We start from the raw sequence: 21,433 nt of genomic DNA on the forward strand, positions 1-21,433 counted from the left end.
GCGCGCGATCGGCCCGCTAACCGGAGGGGATGAACCGCTCCCCCTGCCGGCTGTCGCTTGACGCCGCCGCCCTCGTCCATAACTGGCGCCTGCTCGACCGGATGAGCGGCACGGCGGCGTGCGGCGCGGCGGTAAAGGCGGACGGTTACGGCCTCGGCGCGCGCGAGGTGGCGCGGCGGCTGTCAGACGCGGGATGCCGCGATTTCTTCGTCGCGACCTGGGCGGAGGCGCGCGCGCTGGTCGACACCGGCGTCACCGTCTCGGTGTTCCACGGCCTGCGCGCGGAGGACATGGCGCTCGCCGGGCTGCGCAACGCCCGGCCGGTGCTCAACACCCCGGTCCAGGTGAATCGGTGGAAGGAGGCCGGCGGCGGGCTGTGCGACGTCATGGTGGATACGGGCATGAACCGGCTCGGCGTGTCGGCCGGCGACATCGCCGCCGGGCTGCTCGACGGCCTCGCCATCGACACGCTGATGACCCACCTCGCCAGCGCCGACGAGGACACGCCAATCAACCACACGCAGCGCGAGCGTTTCGCCGCGCTCGCCGGCAAGACGCAGGCGCGGCGCATGAGCATCGCCAATTCCGCCGGCATCGCGCTGGGCGCGCCCTATCACCTCGATCTCGTCCGCCCCGGCCTCGCGCTATATGGCGGGGTTCCCCGTGCCGAATTGCGCGATATCCGGCAAGTCGCGCGGCCCGAGGCGCAGGTGCTGCAACGCCGCCGCGTGGGCGCTGGCGAGACGGTCGGCTATAACGCGACATGGACCGCCCTCGCCGATACCGAGGTGGCGATCGTCAACCTCGGCTATGCCGACGGCTATTGGCGCGGCTTTTCCGGCAAGGGGCACGCGCTGGTCGGCGAGGCGCGGCTGCCGGTGCTGGGGCGCGTCTCGATGGACCTGATCGCGGTCGATTGCGGCGCGTTCGACGTGGCGGAGAGCGACTGGCTCGCGCTCGATTATGCGCTGCCGCAAGCGGCGGCGGCGAGCGGCATGTCGCAATATGAGCTGCTGACCGGGCTGGGGAGCCGGTTCGACCGGATCTGGCGCTAACCGGCTGTCACGCCGGGGCGTGACACACCGCCTCGACATTGATCCCGTCGGGATCGAACACGAACGCGCCGTAATAATCGGGGTGATAATGCGGCCTGAGGCCCGGCGCGCCATTGTCGCGCCCGCCGTGCGCCATCGCCGCCGCGTGGAACGCATCGACCGCTGCGCGCGTCGGCGCAGTGAAGGCGACATGGATGCCCGCGCCCCGCGCGCCGCCGCCCGACAGCCAGAAGAACGGCTTCCCCTCCCGGCCGTAGCCGACGCCGTGATAGCCGCCGCTCTCCTCGGCGGTCACCTCCATCACCACCGCGATGCCGAGCGGGGCGAGCGCCGCATCGTAGAAGCGCCGCGCCGCCGCATAATCCGCCGCGCCGATGCCGATATGGTCGATCACCGCTCCACGCACATGGCGATGCCCATGCCCCCGCCGATGCAGAGCGTCGCAAGCCCTCTCCTCGCATCGCGGCGGCGCATCTCGTAGAGCAAGGTCGTCAGCACGCGCGCGCCGCTGGCGCCGATCGGGTGGCCGATGGCGATCGCGCCGCCGTTGACGTTGACCTTCGCCGCGTCCCAGCCAAGCTCCTTGCCGACCGACAGCGCCTGCGCCGCGAACGCCTCGTTCGCCTCGATCAGGTCGAGGTCGGCGATCGTCCAGCCGGCCTTCTCCAGCGCGCGCTTCGTCGCCGGAACCGGGCCGATGCCCATCACCGAGGGATCGACCCCGGCCGACGCCCACGAGCGGATCGTCGCGAGGATCGGCGCGCCGCGCTTCTCCGCTTCGGCGCGGCTCATCACCACCAACGCCGCCGCGCCATCGTTGAGGCCGCTGGCATTGGCGGCGGTGACGGTGCCGTCCTTCTTGAACGCGGGGCGCACGCCGGAGACGCTCTCCAGCGTCACGCCGGCGCGGATATATTCGTCGGCGTCCACCAATGTGTCGCCCTTGCGGCCCTTGATCGTGACCGGGGCGATCTCGTCGGCGAAGCGGCCGGCGGCGCGCGCGGCCTCCGCCTTGTTCTGGCTCGCGACGGCGAATTCGTCCTGCGACGCACGGGTGATCTGATATTCGCTCGCCAGATTCTCGGCCGTAACCCCCATGTGATAGCCGTTGAAGGCGTCGGTCAGCCCGTCCTTGATCATCGTGTCGATCAATTCGAGCGCGCCCATCTTCTGCCCGGCCCGCAGCGCCTGCGCATGGGTAGAGAGCGACATGCTCTCCTGCCCGCCGGCCACGACGATCGTCGCGTCGCCGGTCTGCACGGCCTGCGCCGCGAGCGCGACTGCGCGCAGGCCGGAACCGCACACCTGGTTGACGCCCCATGCCGGCACTTCCTTCGGCACGCCCGCCGCCATCGCGGCCTGCCGCGCCGGATTCTGCCCCTGCGCGGCGGTGAGCACCTGCCCCAGGATCACCTCGCTCACCTCGTCGCCGGAGACACCGGCCTGCGCCAGCACGGCCTCGATCGCGATACGGCCAAGCTCATGCGCGGGGGTGGCGGCGAAGGCTCCGAGGAAGCTTCCGACCGGGGTGCGCTTGGCGGCGGTGATGACGACTTCGGTCATGGGCAAAAGGCTCCTGCCTGAGATTTGCCGTCTACCTACCGCCCGGAACCGCGCGAAGCCAGTCCCCCAGCGGCTCCCAGAGCTGCCGCCGCGCACTGCCGCCGACGATCATGCCCACATGTCCCGCGCCCAGGTCGCGCCGCTCGGCCAGCCCGGCGGCGGTGGCGGCGGGGACGATGCGATCGGTGAGCGAGACATATTCGATCGACGGGCAATCGATCGCCCCCGGCCCGACGCGCGTGCCGCCGACGCGCCACGCGCCGCGCCCCGGCCGGTCCTCGCCCACCATATGCTCGAACAGCTCGGCGCCGGCGGCATAGGTCAGCGGCTCGCCGGCGTTGGCCCAATCCTCCAGCGCGACGAACATCGCCGCGCGTTCCGCCTCCATTTCCGCGAACGCCTCGAACTTGGCGATCGTGCGGCGGGGATCGAGCCGCCAGAAGCCGGTTTGCAGCACCTCCATCGGCACCAGCCCGAGCTGGCGGCAGCCCGGTTCGGCGGCTTTCCACAACGCCCCGATATCCACCGCCGCCGCGCCATAGCCCGCGAAGCGCCACGGCGCGGCGATCATCGCCAGCCCCGCCACCCTCATCCGGCTCGCTGCGGCGAGCGCCATTGTGCCGCCGAGACAATAGCCGATCAGCAACGGCGGCTCCGGCAGTTTCGCGAGCAGCGGCTCCAGCACGCGCTCGACATGGGCGGCCACGTCCATCTCGCGGTCGCGCGGGTCGGTCACGCCCCAGTCGACCAGCCAGGCGTGGAACCCGGCCCCGGCGATCCAGCGCACCAGCGACGTCTCCGGCATCAGGTCGAGCACGAACGGCGGGTTGATCAGCGACGGCACGAACACCACCGGCCGCCCCTCCCCGCCATAGTCGCGCAGCCGCGCGCGGCGCTTGCGGAAGCGCGCGGGCGGCAGCCGGCGCGGCCTGCCGCGATCCGCCTCCTGATAGCGGCGCAGGCCCTTCAGCACGGCGGCGGCGCGCTCCGGCGATGCTGCGGTTTCGCTGCGCAACATGTCGAGGAACAGCGGCAGCGGGCGCGGCCCGTGTTGCAGCGCGGAAGATTGTGCTGTACCGCCGTAAATTCTCATTGCGGGAGCTTTCGATGAAGAAGCAGCATTCCGGCGACGGCGCGGTGATTATCAAGAAATATGCGAACCGCCGCCTCTACAATACCGAAAGCTCGTCGTACATCACGCTCGATCATCTTGCGCAAATGACGCGCGAAGGCCGCGAGTTCCGCGTCGTCGACGCCAAGACCGACGAGGACATCACCCACAATGTGCTGACGCAGATCATCATGGAGGAGGAGAGCCGCGGGCAGACGATGCTGCCGGTGAGCTTCCTGCGCCAGCTCATCGCGATGTACGGCGATTCGATGCAGGCGATGGTGCCGGCCTATCTGGAAGCGTCGATGGAGAGCTTCCGCCGCAATCAGGCGCAGTTCAAGACCGCGGTGGAGGGCGCCTTCGCCAACTCCCCCTTCGCCGAGATGGCAAAGCGCAACATGGCGATGTTCGAGGCCGCCGCCAGCGCGTTCAAACCCGCCAAGGGCGAGTCGACCGCCGCCGCCCCCGCCGCCGCGAGCAAGGACGACGAGATCGCCGCGCTGAAGGCGGAACTGGCGCGCCTGCAGGACAAGGTGGAGAAACTGGGGCGATGAGCCTTCAGTAGAACGCCGCCAGCGTCAGCTTGCGGATCGATCCGTCGCACATGCCGAGCGTCACCGTCCGCCCCGGCTCCCCGGCGGACCAGGTGGCGAGCGGGGTGATGGCATAGTCGCGGGTGATCGGCGCGCCGTCGATCGTGCAGATCAGGTCGCCCGCGCGCCAGCCGGCCGCCGCCGCCGCCGGGCCGCCGCGCATCACATGCAGCACGCGCAGCCGATCCGGCTCGACCCCGACGAGCAGGCCGCTGGTCGAACGCAGCGGCGGCTCGTCCGCCCCCGCCTCCGGCGCGAGCACCATCCGCCCGGCGGCGGGATCGAGCAGCACGCGATAATTCTGGAGGAAGCCCGATCCGATCCGCCCGGCCGCGCCGATCGCCTCCGAGAAGCCGCCGACCGGCTCGACCCGCACCTCGACATTGCGCGCGACGAGCTGGCCGACCGCCAGCGCCGGGACGATGCCGATCGTGCTGACCACCGATCCGGCCAGCCCGAACGAGATGGCGGTGGTGGTGCGCACGCCGGTGAGCCTCGCCGCGCGCCAGCCCTCGCTCGTCACGGTGATCGCGGAGCCGTCGCCGGTATCGACCACCATCGGCCTCAGCCGCGCCGCGCCGAGCGTCACCTCGCCGATATAGACGCGCTTCTCGCGCGAGATGGCGAGCGGGGCGGATTCCCCGCGAAACGGCAGCCGCCCGGACGGCAGCAGGCGAAAGCGCCGCGCGGCATAATCGATGTCGAGCGCGTAATTGCCGGTCATGTCGCGCCCGACGAGCAGGTCGACCGGCCGGGCGCTGCCGGTGGCGATCGCCGGCAGGTCGGCGACGCTGAGGCCGCCGCCGGTGCGGACGAGGCCGCCCAGCGCCACCTCGCGCGTCGCGACCCAGCCGATATCGACCGCCCCGCCGATCGCGGCGGCGCTGCCCCCGGCGGCGATCGGCAGCTTCGCCGCCTCGGCATAGCGCTTCGCCAGCACCGAATAGCTGACGCCGGTATCGAGGATCGCGGTCAGCGCGCGGCCATCGACCGTCATCTCGAAGCGGATCTGGTTGCCCGGCGTGAGATCGAACGACACCCAGCGCGCGTCCGCATCGGGCGCGAGCCGCATCACCCCCGGCGCGCGCGACGCCGGCGGCAGCGCGGGCGGCGCGGCGAGCGCGGCCGGCGCGCCGGCGCCGAGCAGCGACAGGAGGATCGGGACGAGCGCCATCACCACGCCATGCACGTCCGGGCGACGAAACGCCACCGTTCGTCGTCGATCCCTTCCGTTCAAGGGAGGAGCTTCAGGGGATCAGGAACCAATCGACATGCCGGAGATGGCGGCGCGAAGATGGCGCCAGCATTGCATGTCGACCGGTCCTAGAGACACGCCTCCAGGAATGCCTGATCGAAGCCGAACTGCTTGGCCTTGTCGATCGTGTACGGGCGCAGGCCCATCGCGCGATATTCGCCGAGGATCTTCCCGTCGGCGGTCTCGTCGAGATATTCGAACTTGAACAGCTCCTGCGTCACGATCACCGGGCCTTCCATCCCGATCACCTCGGTGACGTTGGTGACCCGGCGCGAGCCGTCGCGCAGGCGCTTCACCTGGATGATCATGTCCACCGAATCGGCGATCTGGCGGCTGATCGCCTCCTTCGGCACCTTGATGTCGGACATCATCACCATGTTCTCCATACGCGCCAGCGCCTCGCGCGGGCTGTTGCTATGGAGCGTGCACATCGATCCGTCGTGGCCGGTGTTCATGGCGGCGAGCATGTCGAAACACTCGGCGCCACGGATTTCGCCGAGGATGATGCGATCCGGGCGCATACGCAGCGCGTTCTTCACGAGGTCGCGGATCGATATCTCGCCCTGCCCCTCGAGGTTCGCGGGCCGCGTTTCCAGCGGCAGCCAGTGCGGTTGCTGGAGCCGGAGTTCCGCCGCGTCCTCGATCGTCAGCACGCGCTCGCCGGGGTCGATCATCTTGGAGAGGGCGTTGAGCATCGTCGTCTTGCCCGAGCCGGTGCCGCCCGAGATGACGACGTTGAAGCGGCACGCGCCCGCGATCTTCAGCGCGGTCGCCATCTTCGGGCTCATCGATCCGAAGCCGGCCATCATGTCGAGCGTGATCGGCTTGGCCGAGAACTTGCGAATCGAGATGGCGGTGCCGCGCAGCGAGAGCGGCGGCACGATCACGTTGACGCGGCTGCCGTCCTTGAGGCGCGCGTCGGCGAGCGGCGTGGTCTGGTCGACGCGGCGGCCGACCGAGTTGCAGATGCGCTGCGCGATCTGGAACAGATGCTCCTCGTCGCGGAACTGGATCTTGGCCAGCTCGAGCTTGCCCTTGCGCTCGACGAAGGTCTGCTCCGGGCCGTTGACCATGATGTCCGACACTTCCGGGTCGGCGAGCAGTTCCTCCAACGGACCGAGGCCGAGCAATTCGTCGACCAGCACCTTCTCCAGCGCGAACTGCTCGCGGCGGTTGAGGGTGAGCTTCAGCTCGGCCAGCACCTCGCCGATGATCGGGCGGAACTCCTCCGCCAGTTCGTCCTTGCCGAGCGTCGCCGCCGCCTCGGGGTCGACGCGCTCCAGCAGGCGGGGCAGCACCTGCTCCTTGATCTTGTGGATCGACGCCTCGAAGCCGTCGACCTTGCTCGATCCGGCCTCGCCGCTGGCGTTCTGGCGATCGGCGAGCCGCTGCATCGCGTCGATCTGCGAGGCGGGGATGCCCGGTTCCGGCTCGGCGGCGAGCGGCAGGGTCTCGATCGGCGGGAACTGCTCGCCGCCGTCGGCGCGCTGCGCGCCGCCGCCCTGCATCGGGCGCGCCACGCCGAAGCCGGGCCGCCCCCCCGCCGTGCCGATACCATTGCGACGCCCGAACGCGCTCATAGCCTGCCTGTCCCAAAAGTCCGGGTGTGGGGTTAGGCGCGAAGGCTTTATATTTGCCTAACCACGCCGTTCCACGCCTTCCCGCGCGCACAGAAGGCGTTTGCGTTCAAGGCCATAGGCGTAGCCGCCCTCGCCCCCGTCGCCGCGCCGCGCGCGGTGGCAGGGGATGACGACCGCCACTGGGTTCGCGCCGCACGCCGATCCCGCCGCGCGGACCGCGCCGGGGCTGCCTGCGAGCGCGGCAAGCTCCGCGTAAGAGCGCGTCTCCCCGGCGGGGATCGCGCGCAGCGCCTGCCAGATCGCCTCTTGGAAGGCGGTGCCGCGCACGTCGAGCGGCAGGTCGTGATCGCGCTCGGGCGATTCGACCGCCACCACGACCTTCGCCGCCAGCGCCGCCAGCGCCGCGCCGCCCGGCTCGATCGTGGCGCGTGGGAAGCGGGCGGCGAGCGCCAGCCCGTCCTCCTCGAACGACACGCGGCACAGCCCCCGGTCAGTCGCCGCGACGAGCAGCGGGCCGAGGCTGGTCGGCACGATCGTCCAGCGGATCGTCACCCCCGCGCCGCCGCGGACCCATGCCCCCGGCGACATGCCGAGCCGCTTCGCGCCATGCGCGTAGAAGCGGCTCGGCGCGGAATAGCCTGCCTCGTAGATCGCCGGCGTCACCCGCTCCTCGCCGCTCAGCGCCTCGGCCGCGCGCCGCGCCTTGAGGCCGCGCGCATAGGCCGCCGGGGTCACGCCGGTCGCGCGCTTGAACAACCGGTGGAAATGGTGCGGCGCATAGCCGACCCGCGCGGCGAGAGCATCGAGCGGGATCGCCTCCTCGCTCGTCTCGATCGCCGCGACCGCCTGCGCCACGGCGACGCGGTCCCGCCCCACCTCGTCGGGCTTGCAGCGCAGGCACGGGCGATAGCCGGCCCGCGCCGCCGCCGCCCCGTCCGCGAAGAAGCTGACGTTCCCGCGCTTCGGGTGGCGCGCGGGGCAGCTCGGCTTGCAATAGATGCCGGTGGTGCGGACCGCGACGACGAAGCGCCCGTCGGCATTGCGGTCCCGCGCGGAGAAGGCGGCCCAGGCGGCGTCGGTGTCGATGGCGTCGGTCATGCGCTTGATGTAGTCGCCCGGGCGACCGCCGGCATCCCGGCGCTTGCGATCAAAAGCGGGAGAGGAAGATGAGCGAACTGGTGCTGGTCGAGATCGCGGAGGGCGTCGCCACCGTCACGCTGAACCGGCCGGAGGCGATGAACGCGCTGTCGCTGGCGCTGCGCCACGCGCTTCATGACGCGATGCGGCGCGTGGACGCCGACGACACGGTGCGCGCCGTGGTGCTGACCGGCGCGGGCACGCGCGCCTTCACCGCCGGGCTGGACCTCAAGGAACTGGGATCGGTGGCCGGCGGGCTGGGCGCGGCCAATGCCACCGACGCGACGGACAATCCGGTCAAGGCGATCGAATCGTGCCGCAAGCCGGTGATCGGCGCGATCAACGGCGTCGCCATCACTGGCGGGTTCGAGGTGGCGCTGGCCTGCGACATATTGATCGCCAGCGACAATGCCCGATTCGCCGACACCCATGCGCGCGTCGGCGTGATGCCCGGCTGGGGGCTGAGCCAAAAGCTGTCGCGGCTGATCGGCATCTCGCGCGCCAAGGAGCTGTCGTTCAGCGGCAATTTCCTCGATGCGGCGACGGCGGAGCGCTGGGGGCTGGTCAACCGCGTCGTGCCGGCGGGGGAATTGCTCCCCGCCGCGCGCAAGCTCGCCGCCGACATCGCCTCCGCCGACGCGGATTTCATCGCCGGCTACAAGAAGCTGATCGACGACGGCTTCGCGCTCCCGTTCGGCGAGGCGCTGGCGCTGGAGCATCGCATCTCCTCCGCCGCCAACGCGCGGGTCACGCCCGAGGCGGTCGAGGCGCGCCGCGCGGCGGTGCAGGCGCGCGGGCGGGCGCAATAGCGCCCCTCACCCGCCGTTGGCGCGGAACAGGGTGAGCGTGCGGTCCTTCGCCAGATCGGCCGACGGCTCGTGATAATCCTTGCGCCGGTCGGAGTTGAAACCGTGCCCGGCCTCATAGACATGGACCTCCGCCTTCGGCCACGCCTTCGCCGCCAGCCGCTCCACGCCCTCCATCGGGATGCCCGAATCATAGCGGCCGAAATGCACGATCACCGGCACCTTCGGCTCCTCGTCCGCCGCGCCGGGGACCAGGCTGCCGTAATAGGCCGAGGCCGCCGCTACCCCGCGCATCCGCGTCGCCGCGAACCATGCGATCGACCCGCCGTAGCAATAGCCCACCACGAACACCGTCCCCTTCGCCGCCAGCGCGTCCACGCAGGTCTGCACATCGGCCAGCGACAGGTCGAACGGATGCGCCCCGCGCGCCAGCCGCACGCCCTCCGCCAGCCCTTCGGCGTCATATCCCGCCTCGAATCCGGGGTGCTCGCGGTCGAACAGCGCCGGGGCGAGCACCTCGTAACCGTCGCCGGCATATTCCTCCGCCATGTCGCGGATATGCTCGGTCACGCCGAATATCTCCTGCACCAGCACCACGCCGCCGCGCCGCTCGCCTTGCCCAGGCGCATGATAGACCGCGATATCCGCGCCATCGCTCATCGTCATCCGGATGAATTCGCCCATCGCGCCTGCCTTCCTCCATTTGCCTCGCCAGAAAGGATATGACGCAAGCATTGCATCGCCGCGACCCCTTTGCTACGCGCCGCGACAACCCAAGCGTAGGTGCGTCCAGCGCGCCATCCGTTCGCTCGGGGCCAACCCGTGTCGACGACGAGGAAAGCGAATCGCGTGGATAGTTCCAGCGGTATTCAAGGTGGCAGCATCCAGGCGAGTCTGGGCGGACGCTACGCGACCGCGCTGTTCGATCTGGCGGCAGGCGCCAGGACGATCGAAACGGTCGAGGCGAGCCTCGCCAAGGTGCGCGCCGCGCTCGACCAGTCCGATGATTTCAAGGCGCTGACCACTTCCCCGGTCGTCGCGCGCGACGCCGCCGCCAAGGCGGTGCTCGCCACCGCCGACGAGCTGGGCATCGATGCGACCACCCGCAACTTCCTCGGCGTGCTCGCGCACAACCGCCGGCTGGCCGAACTGCCGGCGATCATCCGCGCCTTCCGCGCGCTCGCCGCGCGCCATCGCGGCGAGGTCACCGCCGAGGTGACCAGCGCCCACGCGCTCGCCGACGATCAGGTCGCCGAGCTGAAGCAGCAGCTGCGGCAGCGTATCGGCCGCGAGGTTTCGGTGGAGCTTGCCGTCGATCCCGCGCTGCTCGGCGGGCTGGTCGTCCGCATCGGTTCCCAGATGATCGATTCGTCGATCCGCACCCGTTTGAATGCGCTCGCCAGCGCGATGAAAGGCTGACGTAATGGATATCCGCGCCGCAGAAATCTCCAGGGTCATCAAGGACCAGATCGCCAATTTCGGCACCGAAGCCCAGGTTTCGGAAACCGGGCAGGTGCTGTCGGTCGGCGACGGCATCGCGCGCATCTACGGCCTCGACAACGTCCAGGCGGGCGAGATGGTCGAGTTCGCCAACGGCGTGCAGGGCATGGCGCTCAACCTCGAGGCCGATAACGTCGGCGTCGTGATCTTCGGCAGCGATTCGGAGATCAAGGAAGGCGACACCGTCAAGCGCACCGGCACGATCGTCGACGTGCCGGTCGGCAGGGGCCTGCTCGGCCGCGTGGTCGACGGCCTCGGCAACCCGATCGACGGCAAGGGCCCGATCGAGGCGACCGAGCGCCGCCGCGTCGAGGTCAAGGCGCCGGGCATCATCCCGCGCCAGTCGGTCAACGAGCCGGTGCAGACCGGCCTCAAGGCGATCGACGCGCTGGTGCCGGTCGGCCGCGGCCAGCGCGAGCTGATCATCGGCGACCGCCAGACCGGCAAGACCGCCGTGGCGATCGACGCCTTCATCAACCAGAAGGCGACCAACAAGGGCGGCGACGAATCGAAGAAGCTCTATTGCATCTACGTCGCGGTCGGCCAGAAGCGCTCGACCGTCGCGCAGATCGTCCGCCAGCTCGAGGAGAATGGCGCGATGGAATATTCCATCGTCGTCGCCGCCACCGCCTCCGAGCCGGCGCCGCTCCAGTTCCTCGCGCCCTATACCGGCTGCACGATGGGCGAGTATTTCCGCGACAACGGCATGCACGCCGTGATCGTCTATGACGATTTGTCGAAGCAGGCGGTGGCCTATCGCCAGATGTCGCTGCTGCTGCGCCGTCCGCCGGGCCGCGAGGCCTATCCGGGCGACGTCTTCTATCTCCACTCGCGCCTGCTGGAGCGCGCGGCGAAGATGAACGACAAGCTCGGCGGCGGCTCGCTCACCGCGCTGCCGATCATCGAGACGCAGGCGGGCGACGTGTCGGCCTATATCCCGACCAACGTGATCTCGATCACCGACGGCCAGATCTTCCTCGAGACCGACCTGTTCTTCGCCGGCATCCGCCCGGCGATCAACGTCGGCCTGTCGGTGAGCCGCGTCGGCTCCGCCGCGCAGACCAAGGCGATGAAGAAGGTGTCCGGCTCGATCAAGCTGGAGCTGGCGCAATATCGCGAGATGGCGGCCTTCGCGCAGTTCGGCTCGGACCTCGACGCCTCGACGCAGAAACTGCTCAATCGCGGCGCGCGCCTGACCGAGCTGCTCAAGCAGCCGCAGTTCCATCCGCTGCCCTTCGAGGAGCAGACGGTGTCGATCTTCTCCGGTACCAACGGCTATCTCGACGATATCGCGGTGCAGGACGTGGTGCGCTACGAGGCGGCGCTGCTGGCTTACATGCGCGACCAGCATGCCGACGTGCTCACCGAGATTCGCGACACCCGCGATCTGGGCGACGCGACGAAGGCCAGGGTGGTCGCCGCGCTCGACGCTTTCGCCAAGACGTTCGCTTAACCCGATGTGCCCTGGGCTCCCGCGCCAGCGCGGGGGCGCTTGAAGGAAGACGATGGCTAGTCTCAAGGCCCTCAAGATCCGCATCGGCTCGGTAAAGTCGACGCAGAAGATCACCAAGGCGATGAAGATGGTCGCCGCCGCCAAGCTGCGCCGCGCGCAGGAGGCCGCCATCCAGGGTCGGCCCTATGCCGAGCGGCTGGAGGCGGTGATGGCGAGCCTCGCGCACAAGGTGACGGTGAGCGAATCCTCGCCGAAGCTGCTCGTCGGCACCGGCAAGGATCAGGTCCACCTGCTGGTGGTCGCGACATCCGAGCGCGGCCTCGCCGGCGCGTTCAACACCAACATCGTCCGCGCCGCGCGCCGCAAGGCGGCCGAGCTGGAAGCCGCCGGCAAGACCGTGCGCTTCTACATCGCCGGCAAGAAGGGCCGCGTGCTCCGCCGCTTCTACCCGAACGGGATCGCCGCCGATCATGACATGAGCGCGATCAAGTCGGTCGGCTTCGACGACGCCCATGTCATCGCCGCGGACCTGATCCGCCGTTTCGAGGCGGGCGAGTTCGACGTCGCGCACCTGTTCTACGCCAGGTTCCAGTCGGCGCTGGTGCAGGAGCCGACGGGAACGCAGATCATCCCGGTCGCGGTGCCGTCGAGCATGGAGACCGCCAACAACGGCTCCGCCGCCGTCACCTACGAGCCGGACGAGGAAGCGATCCTCGCCGACCTGCTGCCGCGCAACGTCGCGGTGCAGATCTTCCGCGCGCTGCTGGAAAACGCCGCGTCGGAGCAGGGCAGCCGCATGACCGCGATGGACAATGCGACGCGCAACGCCGGCGACATGATCAACCGCCTCACCATCCAGTACAACCGCACCCGCCAGGCCGCGATCACGACCGAGCTGGTGGAAATCATCTCCGGCGCGGAAGCGCTCTAAGAGTACGAAAGCAGGAAGCAGAACATGGCCACCGTCCTCGAGGATCGCCCGACCACGGGCAGCAACAACGTCGGTCGCATCAGCCAGGTGATCGGCGCGGTCGTCGACGTGTCGTTCGACAACCACCTGCCGGCGATCCTGTCGGCGCTGGAGACCGACAACAACGGCAACCGGCTGGTGCTGGAGGTGGCGCAGCACCTCGGCGAGAACACGGTGCGCACGATCGCGATGGACTCGACCGAGGGCCTGACGCGCGGCCAGACCGTCACCGACACCGGCGCGCAGATCACCGTGCCGGTCGGCCCGGCGACGCTCGGCCGCATCCTCAACGTGATCGGCGAGCCGATCGACGAGCGCGGCCCGGTCGACCAGACCCACACCGCGCCGATCCACGCGCCGGCCCCGCTGTTCGTCGACCAGTCGACCGACGCCTCGATCCTCGTCACCGGCATCAAGGTGATCGACCTGCTCGCGCCTTATGCGAAGGGCGGCAAGATCGGCCTGTTCGGCGGCGCCGGCGTCGGCAAGACCGTGCTGATCCAGGAGCTGATCAACAACATCGCCAAGGGCCACGGCGGCACCTCGGTGTTCGCGGGCGTCGGCGAGCGCACGCGTGAGGGCAACGACCTCTATCACGAGTTCCTCGACGCGGGCGTCATCGCCAAGGACGCGGACGGCAACCCGACGAGCGAGGGTTCGAAGGTCGCCCTCGTGTTCGGCCAGATGAACGAGCCGCCGGGCGCGCGCGCCCGCGTCGCGCTGTCGGGCCTGACGATCGCGGAATATTTCCGCGACGTCGAGGGTCAGGACGTGCTGTTCTTCGTCGACAACATCTTCCGCTTCACGCAGGCGGGCGCGGAAGTGTCGGCGCTGCTCGGCCGCATCCCGTCGGCGGTGGGCTATCAGCCGACGCTCTCGACCGACATGGGCGCGCTGCAAGAGCGCATCACCTCGACCAACAAGGGCTCGATCACCTCGGTGCAGGCGGTGTATGTCCCGGCCGACGACCTGACCGACCCGGCGCCGGCCACGTCCTTCGCCCACCTCGACGCGACGACCGTGCTTTCGCGCGCGATCTCCGAGCTCGGCATCTATCCGGCGGTGGACCCGCTCGATTCGACCAGCCGCGTGCTGGAGCCGCGCGTCGTCGGCCAGGAGCATTACGAGACGGCGCGCGCTGTCCAGTCGATCCTCCAGAAGTACAAGTCGCTGCAGGACATCATCGCGATCCTCGGCATGGACGAGCTTTCCGAGGAGGATAAGCTGACGGTCAGCCGCGCGCGGAAAATCCAGCGCTTCCTGTCGCAGCCGTTCCACGTCGCGGAGGTGTTCACCAACATCCCCGGCAAGTTCGTGCAGCTCGAGGACACGGTGCGCTCGTTCAAGGCGGTGGTGAACGGCGAGTACGACCATCTGCCGGAAGCCGCCTTCTACATGGTCGGCGGCATCGACGAGGTGGTCGCCAAGGCCGAGAAGCTCGCGCAGGACGCGTAAGACGGGTTTCAGCCCCTCCCTTCCCGGAGGGAGGGGCAAAGGAAGAAGAGATGCTGCATTTCGAACTCGTCACGCCCGAACGCCTGATCCGCTCCGAGGACGTGCACATGGTCACCGTCCCCGGCTCCGAGGGCGATTTCGCGGTGCTGGAGGGCCACGCGCCGCTGATGTCGACGATCCGCGACGGCGACCTGCTCGTCCAGCGCACCGCCGGCGGCGCCCCGGAAGCGATCGCGATCCGCGGCGGCTTCGCCGAGGTCAACGCCAAGGGGCTGACGGTACTGGCGGAACACGCGAGCTGACCGGCGCTTCATCATTGGTTTCAGACGGGCGTTCCGAAGGGAGCGCCCGTTTTGTTTGAGGGGCAGAGGACGTTGCCTTATGTACTGATCGCAGGCACGTTCGACGCATGGCGAAATGGCGTTTCGCAAATCTCGTGTCGATGATCCTGCCCCTTGCGAGCGGGGCGTGTAATCATCCGAAACCAAAGCTGTCGGACGCGCAGGTGCAAAAATTGCGGGCAGATTCGCCCGGCATCACTCCGGCATGTCTCGAAAAAATCCGCCTCGGAGGTATCGAGGCTATGCCCGACCGGACAGATCAATGCTTTGAGATGGCACCCGCAAAGCGCTGGAGCGGATTGTGCGCCGACAATTTTGAAGCGCGCCGATTCTGCCCGACACCTGCACGGGAATGTGGGTCTCAAACACCTCGTCCCGCTATCTGGCTTAGCTTCGCGCCGGGCGTCCGCCGTGACAGTATTCCAACGAACCGTGTGTACAAGATAGAGTTTGTCGGTCGCCGCACTTTGCAGCAAGGCTCATATGGTCACATGGGCATGTCCGAGCATGAAATCATCGTAGATCGGATCATTTCGATATCCCCGCTTATCGCAGGGGCACAACCGCAGCCACGTTAGGCGGCGGGGCACCCCTCACAGGAAACTATACGGGTCCACATCCACCGCTACGCGCACCTTCGCGGGCCAGTCCAGCGCGCCCAGCCACCCCCGGATCACGTCCTGCACGTCGAGCGTCCGCCGCGCGTGGACCAGCAACCGATAGCGGTGCCGCCCGCGCAGCATCGCGAGCGGGGCGGGGGCGGGGCCATAGACGTGCATCCCCTCCACCTCCGGCGCGGCGCGGCCGATCAGGCGGGCGATCTCGTGCGCGGCCTGCTGGTCCTCGCTGGAGATGACGATCGCGGCGTAGCGGCCGAACGGCGGCGCGCCCGCCTCGCGCCGCGCTTCCGTCTCGGCGGCGTAGAAGGCCTCTCCATCGCCGGTTACCAGCGCCCGCATCACCTGCGCCTTGGGGCTGTGCGTCTGGATATAGACATGGCCCGGCTTCTCGCCCCGCCCGGCGCGGCCGGAGACCTGACGGATCTGCTGGAAGGTGCGCTCGGCGGCGCGCAGATCGCCTCCCTCCAGCCCGAGATCGGCATCCACCACGCCCACGAGCGTCAGGTTCGGGAAGTGATAGCCCTTGGTGACGAGCTGGGTGCCGACGACGATGTCGATCTCCCCCGCCTCCATCCGGTTGACGAACTCCGCCGCCTTGGCCGGAGACCAGATCGTGTCGGACGTGACCACCGCCACGCGCGCCTCGGGGAACAGCGCCGCCACCTCGTCGGCGATCCGCTCGACGCCGGGGCCGCAGGCGACCAGCGTATCCTCGTTCTGGCATTCCGGGCAGACGCGCGGCACCGGCTCGACGTGACCGCAATGGTGGCAGGCGAGCCGCCGCGTCAGGCGGTGCTCCACCATCCATGCGGTGCAATTGGGGCATTGGAAGCGATGCCCGCACGTCCGGCACAGCGTGAGCGGCGCATAGCCGCGCCGGTTGAGGAACAACAAAGACTGCTCGCCCCGCTCCAGCGTCTCGCCCAGTGCCTTCACCAGCGGCGGCGCGAGCCAGCGGCCGCGATCGGGCTTGTGCTCCAGCAGGTCCAGCGCCTCGATCGTCGGCAGTTCCGCCGCACCATAGCGGCCGGGGAGGCGAAGCTCCGCGTAATGGCCGAGCGTCACCTGCTGGCGCGTCTCGATCGCCGGGGTGGCGGAGGCCAGGATCACCGGGCAGCCCTCGAACTTGCCGCGCATCACCGCCACGTCGCGGGCGTGGTAATGCACGCCGTCTTCCTGCTTGAAGCTCGTCTCGTGCGCCTCGTCCACCACGATCAGCCCGAGATCGGCATAGGGCAGGAACAAGGCCGAGCGCGCGCCGACCGTCACCGCTGCCTGCCCGGAGGCGATCGCCCGCCACGCGCGGCGGCGCTGGGAGGAGCGCAGGCCGCTATGCCACGCCACCGGCTCGCAGCCGAAACGATCGTGGAAGCGCTTGAGGAACGGCTCGGTCAGCGCGATCTCCGGGAGCAGGACAAGGCTTTGGCGGCCCTGCCGGATCACCTCCGCCACCGCCTCGAAATAGACCTCGGTCTTGCCCGATCCGGTCACGCCGTCGAGCAGCGTGGGGTGGAAGGCGCGCGCCGCCACATCCGCCACCAAGGCATCGGCCGCCGCGCGTTGCTCCGGGGAAAGCGCGGGCGGCGCATGATCCGGGTCGGGCAGCGGATAGGGACTGTCGATATCGACCTCCACCCCCTCGATCGCGCCGACCTTCACCAGCCCGCGGATCACGCCATCGGAAACGTCGGCGATCGTCGCCAGCTCGCGGATCAGTCCCTGCCGGTCGCCGATCCGCTCCAGCGCCTGCGCGCGCTGCGGGGTGAGACGATCGGGGACATGGCCGGTGGCGCGATATTCGATGACGAGCTTCTGCCCCTCCAGCGCGGCGGTGGAGGACAAAGCCATGCGCACCACCGCAGCGGGCGGGGCGAGATAATAATCCGCCGTCCACTCGACCAGCCGCCGCAGCGGCGCGCGCAGCGGCGGGGCGTCGGCCACCGCGATCAGGTTGCGCAGGCGGTTGTCGCCGACCTCTGCGTCGGACGGCATCCGCTCCGGCTCCCACACCACGCCGACGAGTTGGCGCGGCCCCAATGGCGCGACGACGATCGCCCCCGGCTCGACCGCCATCCCGCGCGGGACGCGATAATCGAGCGGGCCGAGCGCGGAATTGAGCACGAGGACACGGGCACGGGACATCGTCACCCGACTAATATAGGAATGCGCCAAAGACACCCCATGACGCCGCAGGATCAGCTCGATACGTTCATCGATCGCTTCACGCCCGAGGTGGCGGCGCTGGCGCGGCGCGCGCTGGCGGTGGTGGCAGCGCGGCTGCCGGGGGCGACGCGGCTGGTCTATGACAATTACAACGCGCTCGCGATCGCCTTCGCACCGGACGAACATGCGCGCGCGGCGGTTTGCTCGGTCGCGCTCTATCCGCGCCGGGTGAGCCTGTTCCTCGCCAACGGCCCGACGCTGCCGGACCCGCGCGGGCTGCTGGAGGGCAGCGGCGCGACGATGCGCCATGTGAAGCTCGACAGCGCGCTGGTCGACGATCCAGCCGTCGCCGCGCTGATCGACGCCGCCGCCGCCAGCGTCGCGCGGCCGATCGACCCGGCAGGGACGACGCGGCTGGTGATCCGTGCGATCGCCGCGAAGCAGCGGCCGCGCCGCTTGTGAGCCTCGCCGCCGATTATGGCGCGCACCTGCGCCGCGACCGCCGCCGCTCGGCGCATACGGTGCGCGCCTATGAGGCGACGGCGAACCGGCTGCTCGCCTTCCTCGCGGTTCATTGGGGCGGGCCGATCGATCGCGCCGATCTCGCGCGGGTGAACGCGGCGGACCTGCGCGCCTATCTCGCCCACCGCCGCGCGGATGGCCTGTCGAACACCTCAGCCGCGCGTGAATTGTCGGCGGTGCGCGGCTTCCTCGCATGGGCGAACGGCGAGGGCGCCGCGCCGCGCCTCAAGGGGCCGCGCGTGAAGAAGGGCCTGCCGCGCCCGATCTCCCCCGACGAGGCCGTGTCGCTGGCGGAGGAAGTGGCGGAGGGCGCGCGGCACGAATGGGTCGGCGCGCGCGACTGGGCGGTGCTGCTGCTGCTCTATGGCGCCGGACTGCGCATCGGCGAGGCGATCGCGCTGACCGGCGCGGCGGTGCCGCTCGGCGAGACGCTCGTCGTCACCGGCAAGCGCGACAAGACGCGGATCGTCCCGCTGCTGCCGCAGGTGCGCGAGGCGATCGAGGCATATCTGGCGCAATGCCCGTGGCCGATCTCACGCGGGACGCCACTGTTCCGGGGGGTGCGCGGCGGTCCACTGTCGCCCGGCGTGGTGCGGGTCGGGGTGCGCGCGGCGCGGCGACGGCTCGGGCTGTCGGAGCGGACCACGCCGCACGCGCTGCGCCACAGCTTCGCGACGCACCTGCTGGGGCGCGGGGCGGACCTGCGCGCGTTGCAGGAGCTGCTAGGGCACGCGAGCCTCAGCTCGACGCAAGTCTATACGGCGGTGGATGCGGCGCATCTGCTCGATGTTTACAGGGCCGCGCATCCGAGAGGGTGACGCAAGCCCGGTTGCCCCCAATCGGGCCGGTGCGCGCTAGCGGGGCGTCCGCCCCGGCCGGCGGGCGTCCGAAAGCGCGGTGCGACGCCACAGCGAAGCCGCGTCGTCGGACGGGTTCGCTGGCGCGACCCGCCGGCCGGACCGAGCGCTGCGCTAGCGCGCACCGGCTCCTTCGCCGGCGCGACCGAGCCTGCGCCCGATCGCATCCCAGATCATCCCCGCCACATCGGTCCCGTCGAACCGCTCGATCGCCACGATCCCGGTCGGCGAGGTGACGTTGATCTCGGTCAACCACTCCCCGCCGATCACGTCGATGCCGACGAAGATCAGCCCGCGCCGCTTCAGCTCCGGCCCGAGCGCCGCGCAGATCTCGCGCTCGCGCGCCGTCAGCACCGTCTTCTCCGCCGAGCCGCCGACCGCGAGGTTGCTGCGGAACTCGCCCTCGCTCGGCAGGCGGTTGATCGCGCCGGCCACCTCGCCGTCGACCAGCACGATGCGCTTGTCGCCCGCCGCGACCGAGGGGAGGAACGCCTGGATCATGTGCGGCTCGCGCCACGCGGTGTTGAACACCTCCATCAGCGCGGAGAGATTCTCCCCCTCCGGCCCGACGCGGAAGATCGCCTTGCCGCCATTGCCGTGGAGCGGCTTCACCACGATCGCGCCATGCTCTCTCAGGAACGCGCGCGCCTCGTCCAGCGATCGCGTCACCAAAGTCGGCGGCATGAAGCGCGCGTAATCGAGCACGAACACCTTCTCCGGCGCGTTGCGCACGCTGGCCGGATCGTTGACGACCAGCGTGCGGTCCGCGATCCGCTCGAGCAGGTGGGTGGCGGTGATATAGCCGAGGTCGAACGGCGGGTCCTGCCGCATCAGCACCACGTCCGCATCGTCGCCGAGATCGAGCCGCACCGGCTCGCCGAAGCTGAAATGATCGCCGGCGACGCGTTGCACCGTCACCGGATGCGCCTTGGTCCAGAGATGCCCGTCGGACCAGTTGAGATCCGCCGCCGCATAATGGAACAGGCGATGCCCGCGCGCCTGCGCCGCCAGCATCAGCGCGAAGCTCGAATCGCCAGCGATGTTGATCAATTCGAGCGGGTCCATCTGGACGGCGACGGTGAGGGTCATGCGGTCATCCCAATAGGTGCGGGCGAGCGGTGATGTAAGCGGTCTCGCTCTTCACGTCACCCTGAGAGGAATGCCCGACGCGGCAAAGCCGCGTCGTCGGACGGGTTCGCTGGCGCGACCCGCCCGCCGGGCTTGGCGGTCTCGCGGATAGCGTGGCTATCAGCGTGCCGCCTGCGCCCTACCCGATCCACGCATTCTCGATATGGCGTGGCCGCACCCCCGGCGCGAGCAGGATCACGTCCACCCGGATATCCTCGCCGTCGGTGGCATAGACCGGCATCAACACCTCCGCCGCCGCCGCTACGCGCGCCAGCCGGCGCTGGTCGATCGCGAAATCGAGATCGGCGGCGGAGGCGCGGGTCTTGACCTCGACGAAGGCGACGAGGCCGGGGCGCTTCGCCACCAGATCGACCTCGCCCGCCGGCGTCCGCACGCGCCGCGCCACCACGCGCCAGCCCTTGAGGCGGAGCCACCATGCCGCCAGCCGCTCCCCACGCCGGCCCGCTGCTTCGGCGGCGCGCCTGTCCGTCACCGCTTCATCTCCATCGCCCGCGCGTAGAGCGCCTTGCGATCCAGCCCGAGCCTTTTCGCCACCTCCCCCGCCGCCTTCGACGCCGGGAGCCGGGTCAGCGCCTCGGCCAGCGCGGCGTCGGCATCCTCGGCGCTGGCGGGTGGCGCCTCGCCGGGCGGGCCGACCACCACGACGATCTCCCCCCTGGGCGGCGCGTCGGCATAGCGCGCGGCGAGCGTGGAGAGCGTGCCCGTCACCGCCTCCTCGAATCTCTTGGTGATCTCGCGCGTCACCGCCGCCTCGCGGTCGCCCAGCCCGTCGCCCAGCGCCGCGAGCGTCGCGGCGAGGCGTGGGCCGCTTTCGTAGAACACCAGGGTCGCGCGGATCGTCGCCACCTCCGCGATCGCCGCCGCCTTCGCCCCCTGCTTCGCGGGGAGGAAGCCCATGAATAGGAAGCGATCGGTCGGCAGGCCGGCGAGCGTCAGCGCGGCGATCGCGGCGCACGGGCCGGGGATCGTCACCACCGGATGCCCCGCCGCGCGCGCGTCGCGCACCAGCTTGTAGCCGGGATCGGAGATCAGCGGCGTCCCCGCGTCCGACACCAACGCCACCGCCTCGCGCGCCAGCCGCGCGATCAGCGCGGGGCGCACGGCATCGGCATTATGGTCGTGATAGGGCTGCATCGGCCGCTTCGCCCCGATGTGGCGGAGCAGCGTGGCGGTGACGCGCGTGTCCTCCGCCGCGATCAGATCGGCGTGCGCCAGCACCTCGCTGGCGCGCGGCGAAAGGTCGCCGAGATTGCCGATCGGGGTCGCGACGATGTAGAGGCCGGGGGAGAGAGAAGTCACGAGG

Annotated in this window: 22 protein-coding genes; 11 read left to right on the top strand and 11 right to left on the bottom strand. The window is 69.9% G+C overall.

The features are described 5' to 3' along the window. Positions 1 to 29: 29 nt before the first annotated feature. Entirely contained in the window at positions 30 to 1,055 is a 1,026-nt protein-coding gene (gene alr, locus F9288_RS04930) for an alanine racemase (RefSeq protein WP_174835606.1), read from the top strand. Positions 1,056 to 1,062: 7 nt separating this feature from the next. Here the strand turns inward: alr and F9288_RS04935 are convergent, their stop codons facing one another. Genes F9288_RS04935 through F9288_RS04945 form a run of 3 tightly spaced genes read right to left on the bottom strand, consistent with a single transcriptional unit; the run spans position 1,063 to position 3,711 of the window. Continuing rightward, positions 1,063 to 1,449, bottom strand: coding sequence for a VOC family protein (locus tag F9288_RS04935; protein WP_174835607.1), 387 nt, complete (start codon positions 1,447 to 1,449; stop codon positions 1,063 to 1,065). Then, entirely contained in the window at positions 1,446 to 2,618 is a 1,173-nt protein-coding gene (locus F9288_RS04940; RefSeq protein WP_174835608.1) for an acetyl-CoA C-acetyltransferase, read from the bottom strand. Before F9288_RS04940 ends, F9288_RS04935 begins: the two co-directional genes overlap by 4 nt. A 31-nt stretch (positions 2,619 to 2,649) precedes the next feature. After that, positions 2,650 to 3,711, bottom strand: a complete 1,062-nt coding sequence (locus F9288_RS04945) for an alpha/beta fold hydrolase (protein WP_254621079.1) — start codon at positions 3,709 to 3,711, stop codon at positions 2,650 to 2,652. Between the two features lie 14 nt (positions 3,712 to 3,725). Here F9288_RS04945 and phaR point away from each other — a divergent pair, with 14 nt between their 5' ends. Continuing rightward, positions 3,726 to 4,283, top strand: coding sequence for a polyhydroxyalkanoate synthesis repressor PhaR (phaR, locus tag F9288_RS04950; RefSeq protein WP_174835609.1), 558 nt, complete (start codon positions 3,726 to 3,728; stop codon positions 4,281 to 4,283). A gap of 4 nt (positions 4,284 to 4,287) precedes the next feature. On the opposite strand, the gene F9288_RS04955 is transcribed toward phaR, so the two are convergent. The 3 genes from F9288_RS04955 to ada form a co-directional block, all read right to left on the bottom strand. Beyond that, positions 4,288 to 5,532, bottom strand: a complete 1,245-nt coding sequence (locus F9288_RS04955; protein WP_254621080.1) for an aspartyl protease family protein — start codon at positions 5,530 to 5,532, stop codon at positions 4,288 to 4,290. A 113-nt stretch (positions 5,533 to 5,645) separates the two neighbouring features. Further along, positions 5,646 to 7,157: a CpaF family protein gene (locus F9288_RS04960; protein ID WP_174835610.1), complete on the bottom strand. Its 1,512-nt coding sequence runs from the start codon at positions 7,155 to 7,157 to the stop codon at positions 5,646 to 5,648. Between the two features lie 57 nt (positions 7,158 to 7,214). Then, positions 7,215 to 8,255, bottom strand: coding sequence for a bifunctional DNA-binding transcriptional regulator/O6-methylguanine-DNA methyltransferase Ada (ada, locus tag F9288_RS04965; RefSeq protein ID WP_174835611.1), 1,041 nt, complete (start codon positions 8,253 to 8,255; stop codon positions 7,215 to 7,217). A 68-nt stretch (positions 8,256 to 8,323) separates the two neighbouring features. On the opposite strand from ada, the gene F9288_RS04970 reads away from it, so the two are divergent. Beyond that, complete coding sequence (locus tag F9288_RS04970) at positions 8,324 to 9,103, top strand: enoyl-CoA hydratase (protein ID WP_174835612.1); 780 nt, start codon at positions 8,324 to 8,326, stop codon at positions 9,101 to 9,103. Between the two features lie 6 nt (positions 9,104 to 9,109). On the opposite strand, the gene F9288_RS04975 is transcribed toward F9288_RS04970, so the two are convergent. Further along, positions 9,110 to 9,784 carry a dienelactone hydrolase family protein gene (locus F9288_RS04975; protein ID WP_174835613.1) on the bottom strand — a complete coding sequence of 225 codons (675 nt, stop codon included), beginning with the start codon at positions 9,782 to 9,784 and terminating at the stop codon, positions 9,110 to 9,112. Between the two features lie 165 nt (positions 9,785 to 9,949). Here F9288_RS04975 and F9288_RS04980 point away from each other — a divergent pair, with 165 nt between their 5' ends. The 6 genes from F9288_RS04980 (at position 9,950) to F9288_RS05005 (ending at position 15,397) form a co-directional block, all read left to right on the top strand. Then, the gene (locus F9288_RS04980; RefSeq protein WP_254621081.1) at positions 9,950 to 10,519 is read left to right on the top strand and encodes a F0F1 ATP synthase subunit delta; all 570 of its coding nucleotides are present in this window, start codon (positions 9,950 to 9,952) and stop codon (positions 10,517 to 10,519) included. Between the two features lie 4 nt (positions 10,520 to 10,523). Next, on the top strand, positions 10,524 to 12,053 hold the full coding sequence (gene atpA / locus F9288_RS04985) for a F0F1 ATP synthase subunit alpha (RefSeq protein ID WP_174835614.1): 1,530 nt from the start codon (positions 10,524 to 10,526) through the stop codon (positions 12,051 to 12,053). A 52-nt stretch (positions 12,054 to 12,105) separates the two neighbouring features. Beyond that, positions 12,106 to 12,984 carry a F0F1 ATP synthase subunit gamma gene (locus tag F9288_RS04990; protein ID WP_174835615.1) on the top strand — a complete coding sequence of 293 codons (879 nt, stop codon included), beginning with the start codon at positions 12,106 to 12,108 and terminating at the stop codon, positions 12,982 to 12,984. Between the two features lie 24 nt (positions 12,985 to 13,008). After that, positions 13,009 to 14,478 (top strand): F0F1 ATP synthase subunit beta, encoded by a 1,470-nt coding sequence (gene atpD / locus F9288_RS04995; RefSeq protein WP_174835616.1) that lies wholly within the window; start codon positions 13,009 to 13,011, stop codon positions 14,476 to 14,478. Between the two features lie 50 nt (positions 14,479 to 14,528). Beyond that, positions 14,529 to 14,780: an ATP synthase F1 subunit epsilon gene (locus tag F9288_RS05000; protein WP_174835617.1), complete on the top strand. Its 252-nt coding sequence runs from the start codon at positions 14,529 to 14,531 to the stop codon at positions 14,778 to 14,780. Positions 14,781 to 14,887: 107 nt separating this feature from the next. Beyond that, positions 14,888 to 15,397, top strand: a complete 510-nt coding sequence (locus tag F9288_RS05005; RefSeq protein ID WP_174835618.1) for a hypothetical protein — start codon at positions 14,888 to 14,890, stop codon at positions 15,395 to 15,397. Positions 15,398 to 15,412: 15 nt separating this feature from the next. Here F9288_RS05005 and F9288_RS05010 read toward each other — a convergent pair whose 3' ends face one another. Beyond that, on the bottom strand, positions 15,413 to 17,581 hold the full coding sequence (locus F9288_RS05010) for a primosomal protein N' (RefSeq protein WP_174835619.1): 2,169 nt from the start codon (positions 17,579 to 17,581) through the stop codon (positions 15,413 to 15,415). Positions 17,582 to 17,620: 39 nt separating this feature from the next. On the opposite strand from F9288_RS05010, the gene F9288_RS05015 reads away from it, so the two are divergent. Both F9288_RS05015 and F9288_RS05020 read left to right on the top strand, forming a co-directional pair. Then, positions 17,621 to 18,064, top strand: a complete 444-nt coding sequence (locus F9288_RS05015; RefSeq protein ID WP_174835620.1) for a hypothetical protein — start codon at positions 17,621 to 17,623, stop codon at positions 18,062 to 18,064. Beyond that, on the top strand, positions 18,061 to 18,942 hold the full coding sequence (locus F9288_RS05020; RefSeq protein ID WP_174835621.1) for a tyrosine recombinase XerC: 882 nt from the start codon (positions 18,061 to 18,063) through the stop codon (positions 18,940 to 18,942). The genes F9288_RS05015 and F9288_RS05020 overlap by 4 nt, the downstream gene beginning before the upstream one ends. 153 nt (positions 18,943 to 19,095) lie before the next feature. Here the strand turns inward: F9288_RS05020 and gshB are convergent, their stop codons facing one another. From gshB to rsmI, 3 genes are all read right to left on the bottom strand, one after another. Continuing rightward, a complete protein-coding gene (gene gshB, locus F9288_RS05025) occupies positions 19,096 to 20,070 on the bottom strand; it encodes a glutathione synthase (RefSeq protein ID WP_174835622.1) in 975 nt (324 codons plus the stop codon). 178 nt (positions 20,071 to 20,248) lie between these two features. Beyond that, positions 20,249 to 20,602 carry a YraN family protein gene (locus F9288_RS05030; protein ID WP_174835623.1) on the bottom strand — a complete coding sequence of 118 codons (354 nt, stop codon included), beginning with the start codon at positions 20,600 to 20,602 and terminating at the stop codon, positions 20,249 to 20,251. Next, complete coding sequence (gene rsmI, locus F9288_RS05035; RefSeq protein ID WP_174835624.1) at positions 20,599 to 21,429, bottom strand: 16S rRNA (cytidine(1402)-2'-O)-methyltransferase; 831 nt, start codon at positions 21,427 to 21,429, stop codon at positions 20,599 to 20,601. Before rsmI ends, F9288_RS05030 begins: the two co-directional genes overlap by 4 nt. Between the last annotated feature and the right edge of the window lie 4 nt (positions 21,430 to 21,433).

It is taken from the genome of Sphingomonas sp. CL5.1, from assembly GCF_013344685.1.
GTDB lineage: Bacteria > Pseudomonadota > Alphaproteobacteria > Sphingomonadales > Sphingomonadaceae > Sphingomonas.

Excerpts from the sequence above, each read along its gene's own strand:
- alr (WP_174835606.1), top strand. The coding sequence starts at position 30 with ATGAACCGCTCCCCCTGCCGGCTGTCGCTTGACGCCGCCGCCCTCGTC.
- F9288_RS04940 (WP_174835608.1), bottom strand. The coding sequence starts at position 2,618 with ATGACCGAAGTCGTCATCACCGCCGCCAAGCGCACCCCGGTCGGAAGC.
- F9288_RS04945 (WP_254621079.1), bottom strand. The coding sequence starts at position 3,711 with ATGAGAATTTACGGCGGTACAGCACAATCTTCCGCGCTGCAACACGGG.
- phaR (WP_174835609.1), top strand. The coding sequence starts at position 3,726 with ATGAAGAAGCAGCATTCCGGCGACGGCGCGGTGATTATCAAGAAATAT.
- F9288_RS04960 (WP_174835610.1), bottom strand. The coding sequence starts at position 7,157 with ATGAGCGCGTTCGGGCGTCGCAATGGTATCGGCACGGCGGGGGGGCGG.
- ada (WP_174835611.1), bottom strand. The coding sequence starts at position 8,255 with ATGACCGACGCCATCGACACCGACGCCGCCTGGGCCGCCTTCTCCGCG.
- F9288_RS04970 (WP_174835612.1), top strand. The coding sequence starts at position 8,324 with ATGAGCGAACTGGTGCTGGTCGAGATCGCGGAGGGCGTCGCCACCGTC.
- F9288_RS04975 (WP_174835613.1), bottom strand. The coding sequence starts at position 9,784 with ATGGGCGAATTCATCCGGATGACGATGAGCGATGGCGCGGATATCGCG.
- atpA (WP_174835614.1), top strand. The coding sequence starts at position 10,524 with ATGGATATCCGCGCCGCAGAAATCTCCAGGGTCATCAAGGACCAGATC.
- F9288_RS04990 (WP_174835615.1), top strand. The coding sequence starts at position 12,106 with ATGGCTAGTCTCAAGGCCCTCAAGATCCGCATCGGCTCGGTAAAGTCG.
- atpD (WP_174835616.1), top strand. The coding sequence starts at position 13,009 with ATGGCCACCGTCCTCGAGGATCGCCCGACCACGGGCAGCAACAACGTC.
- F9288_RS05000 (WP_174835617.1), top strand. The coding sequence starts at position 14,529 with ATGCTGCATTTCGAACTCGTCACGCCCGAACGCCTGATCCGCTCCGAG.
- F9288_RS05005 (WP_174835618.1), top strand. The coding sequence starts at position 14,888 with ATGGCGAAATGGCGTTTCGCAAATCTCGTGTCGATGATCCTGCCCCTT.
- F9288_RS05010 (WP_174835619.1), bottom strand. The coding sequence starts at position 17,581 with ATGTCCCGTGCCCGTGTCCTCGTGCTCAATTCCGCGCTCGGCCCGCTC.
- F9288_RS05015 (WP_174835620.1), top strand. The coding sequence starts at position 17,621 with ATGACGCCGCAGGATCAGCTCGATACGTTCATCGATCGCTTCACGCCC.
- gshB (WP_174835622.1), bottom strand. The coding sequence starts at position 20,070 with ATGACCCTCACCGTCGCCGTCCAGATGGACCCGCTCGAATTGATCAAC.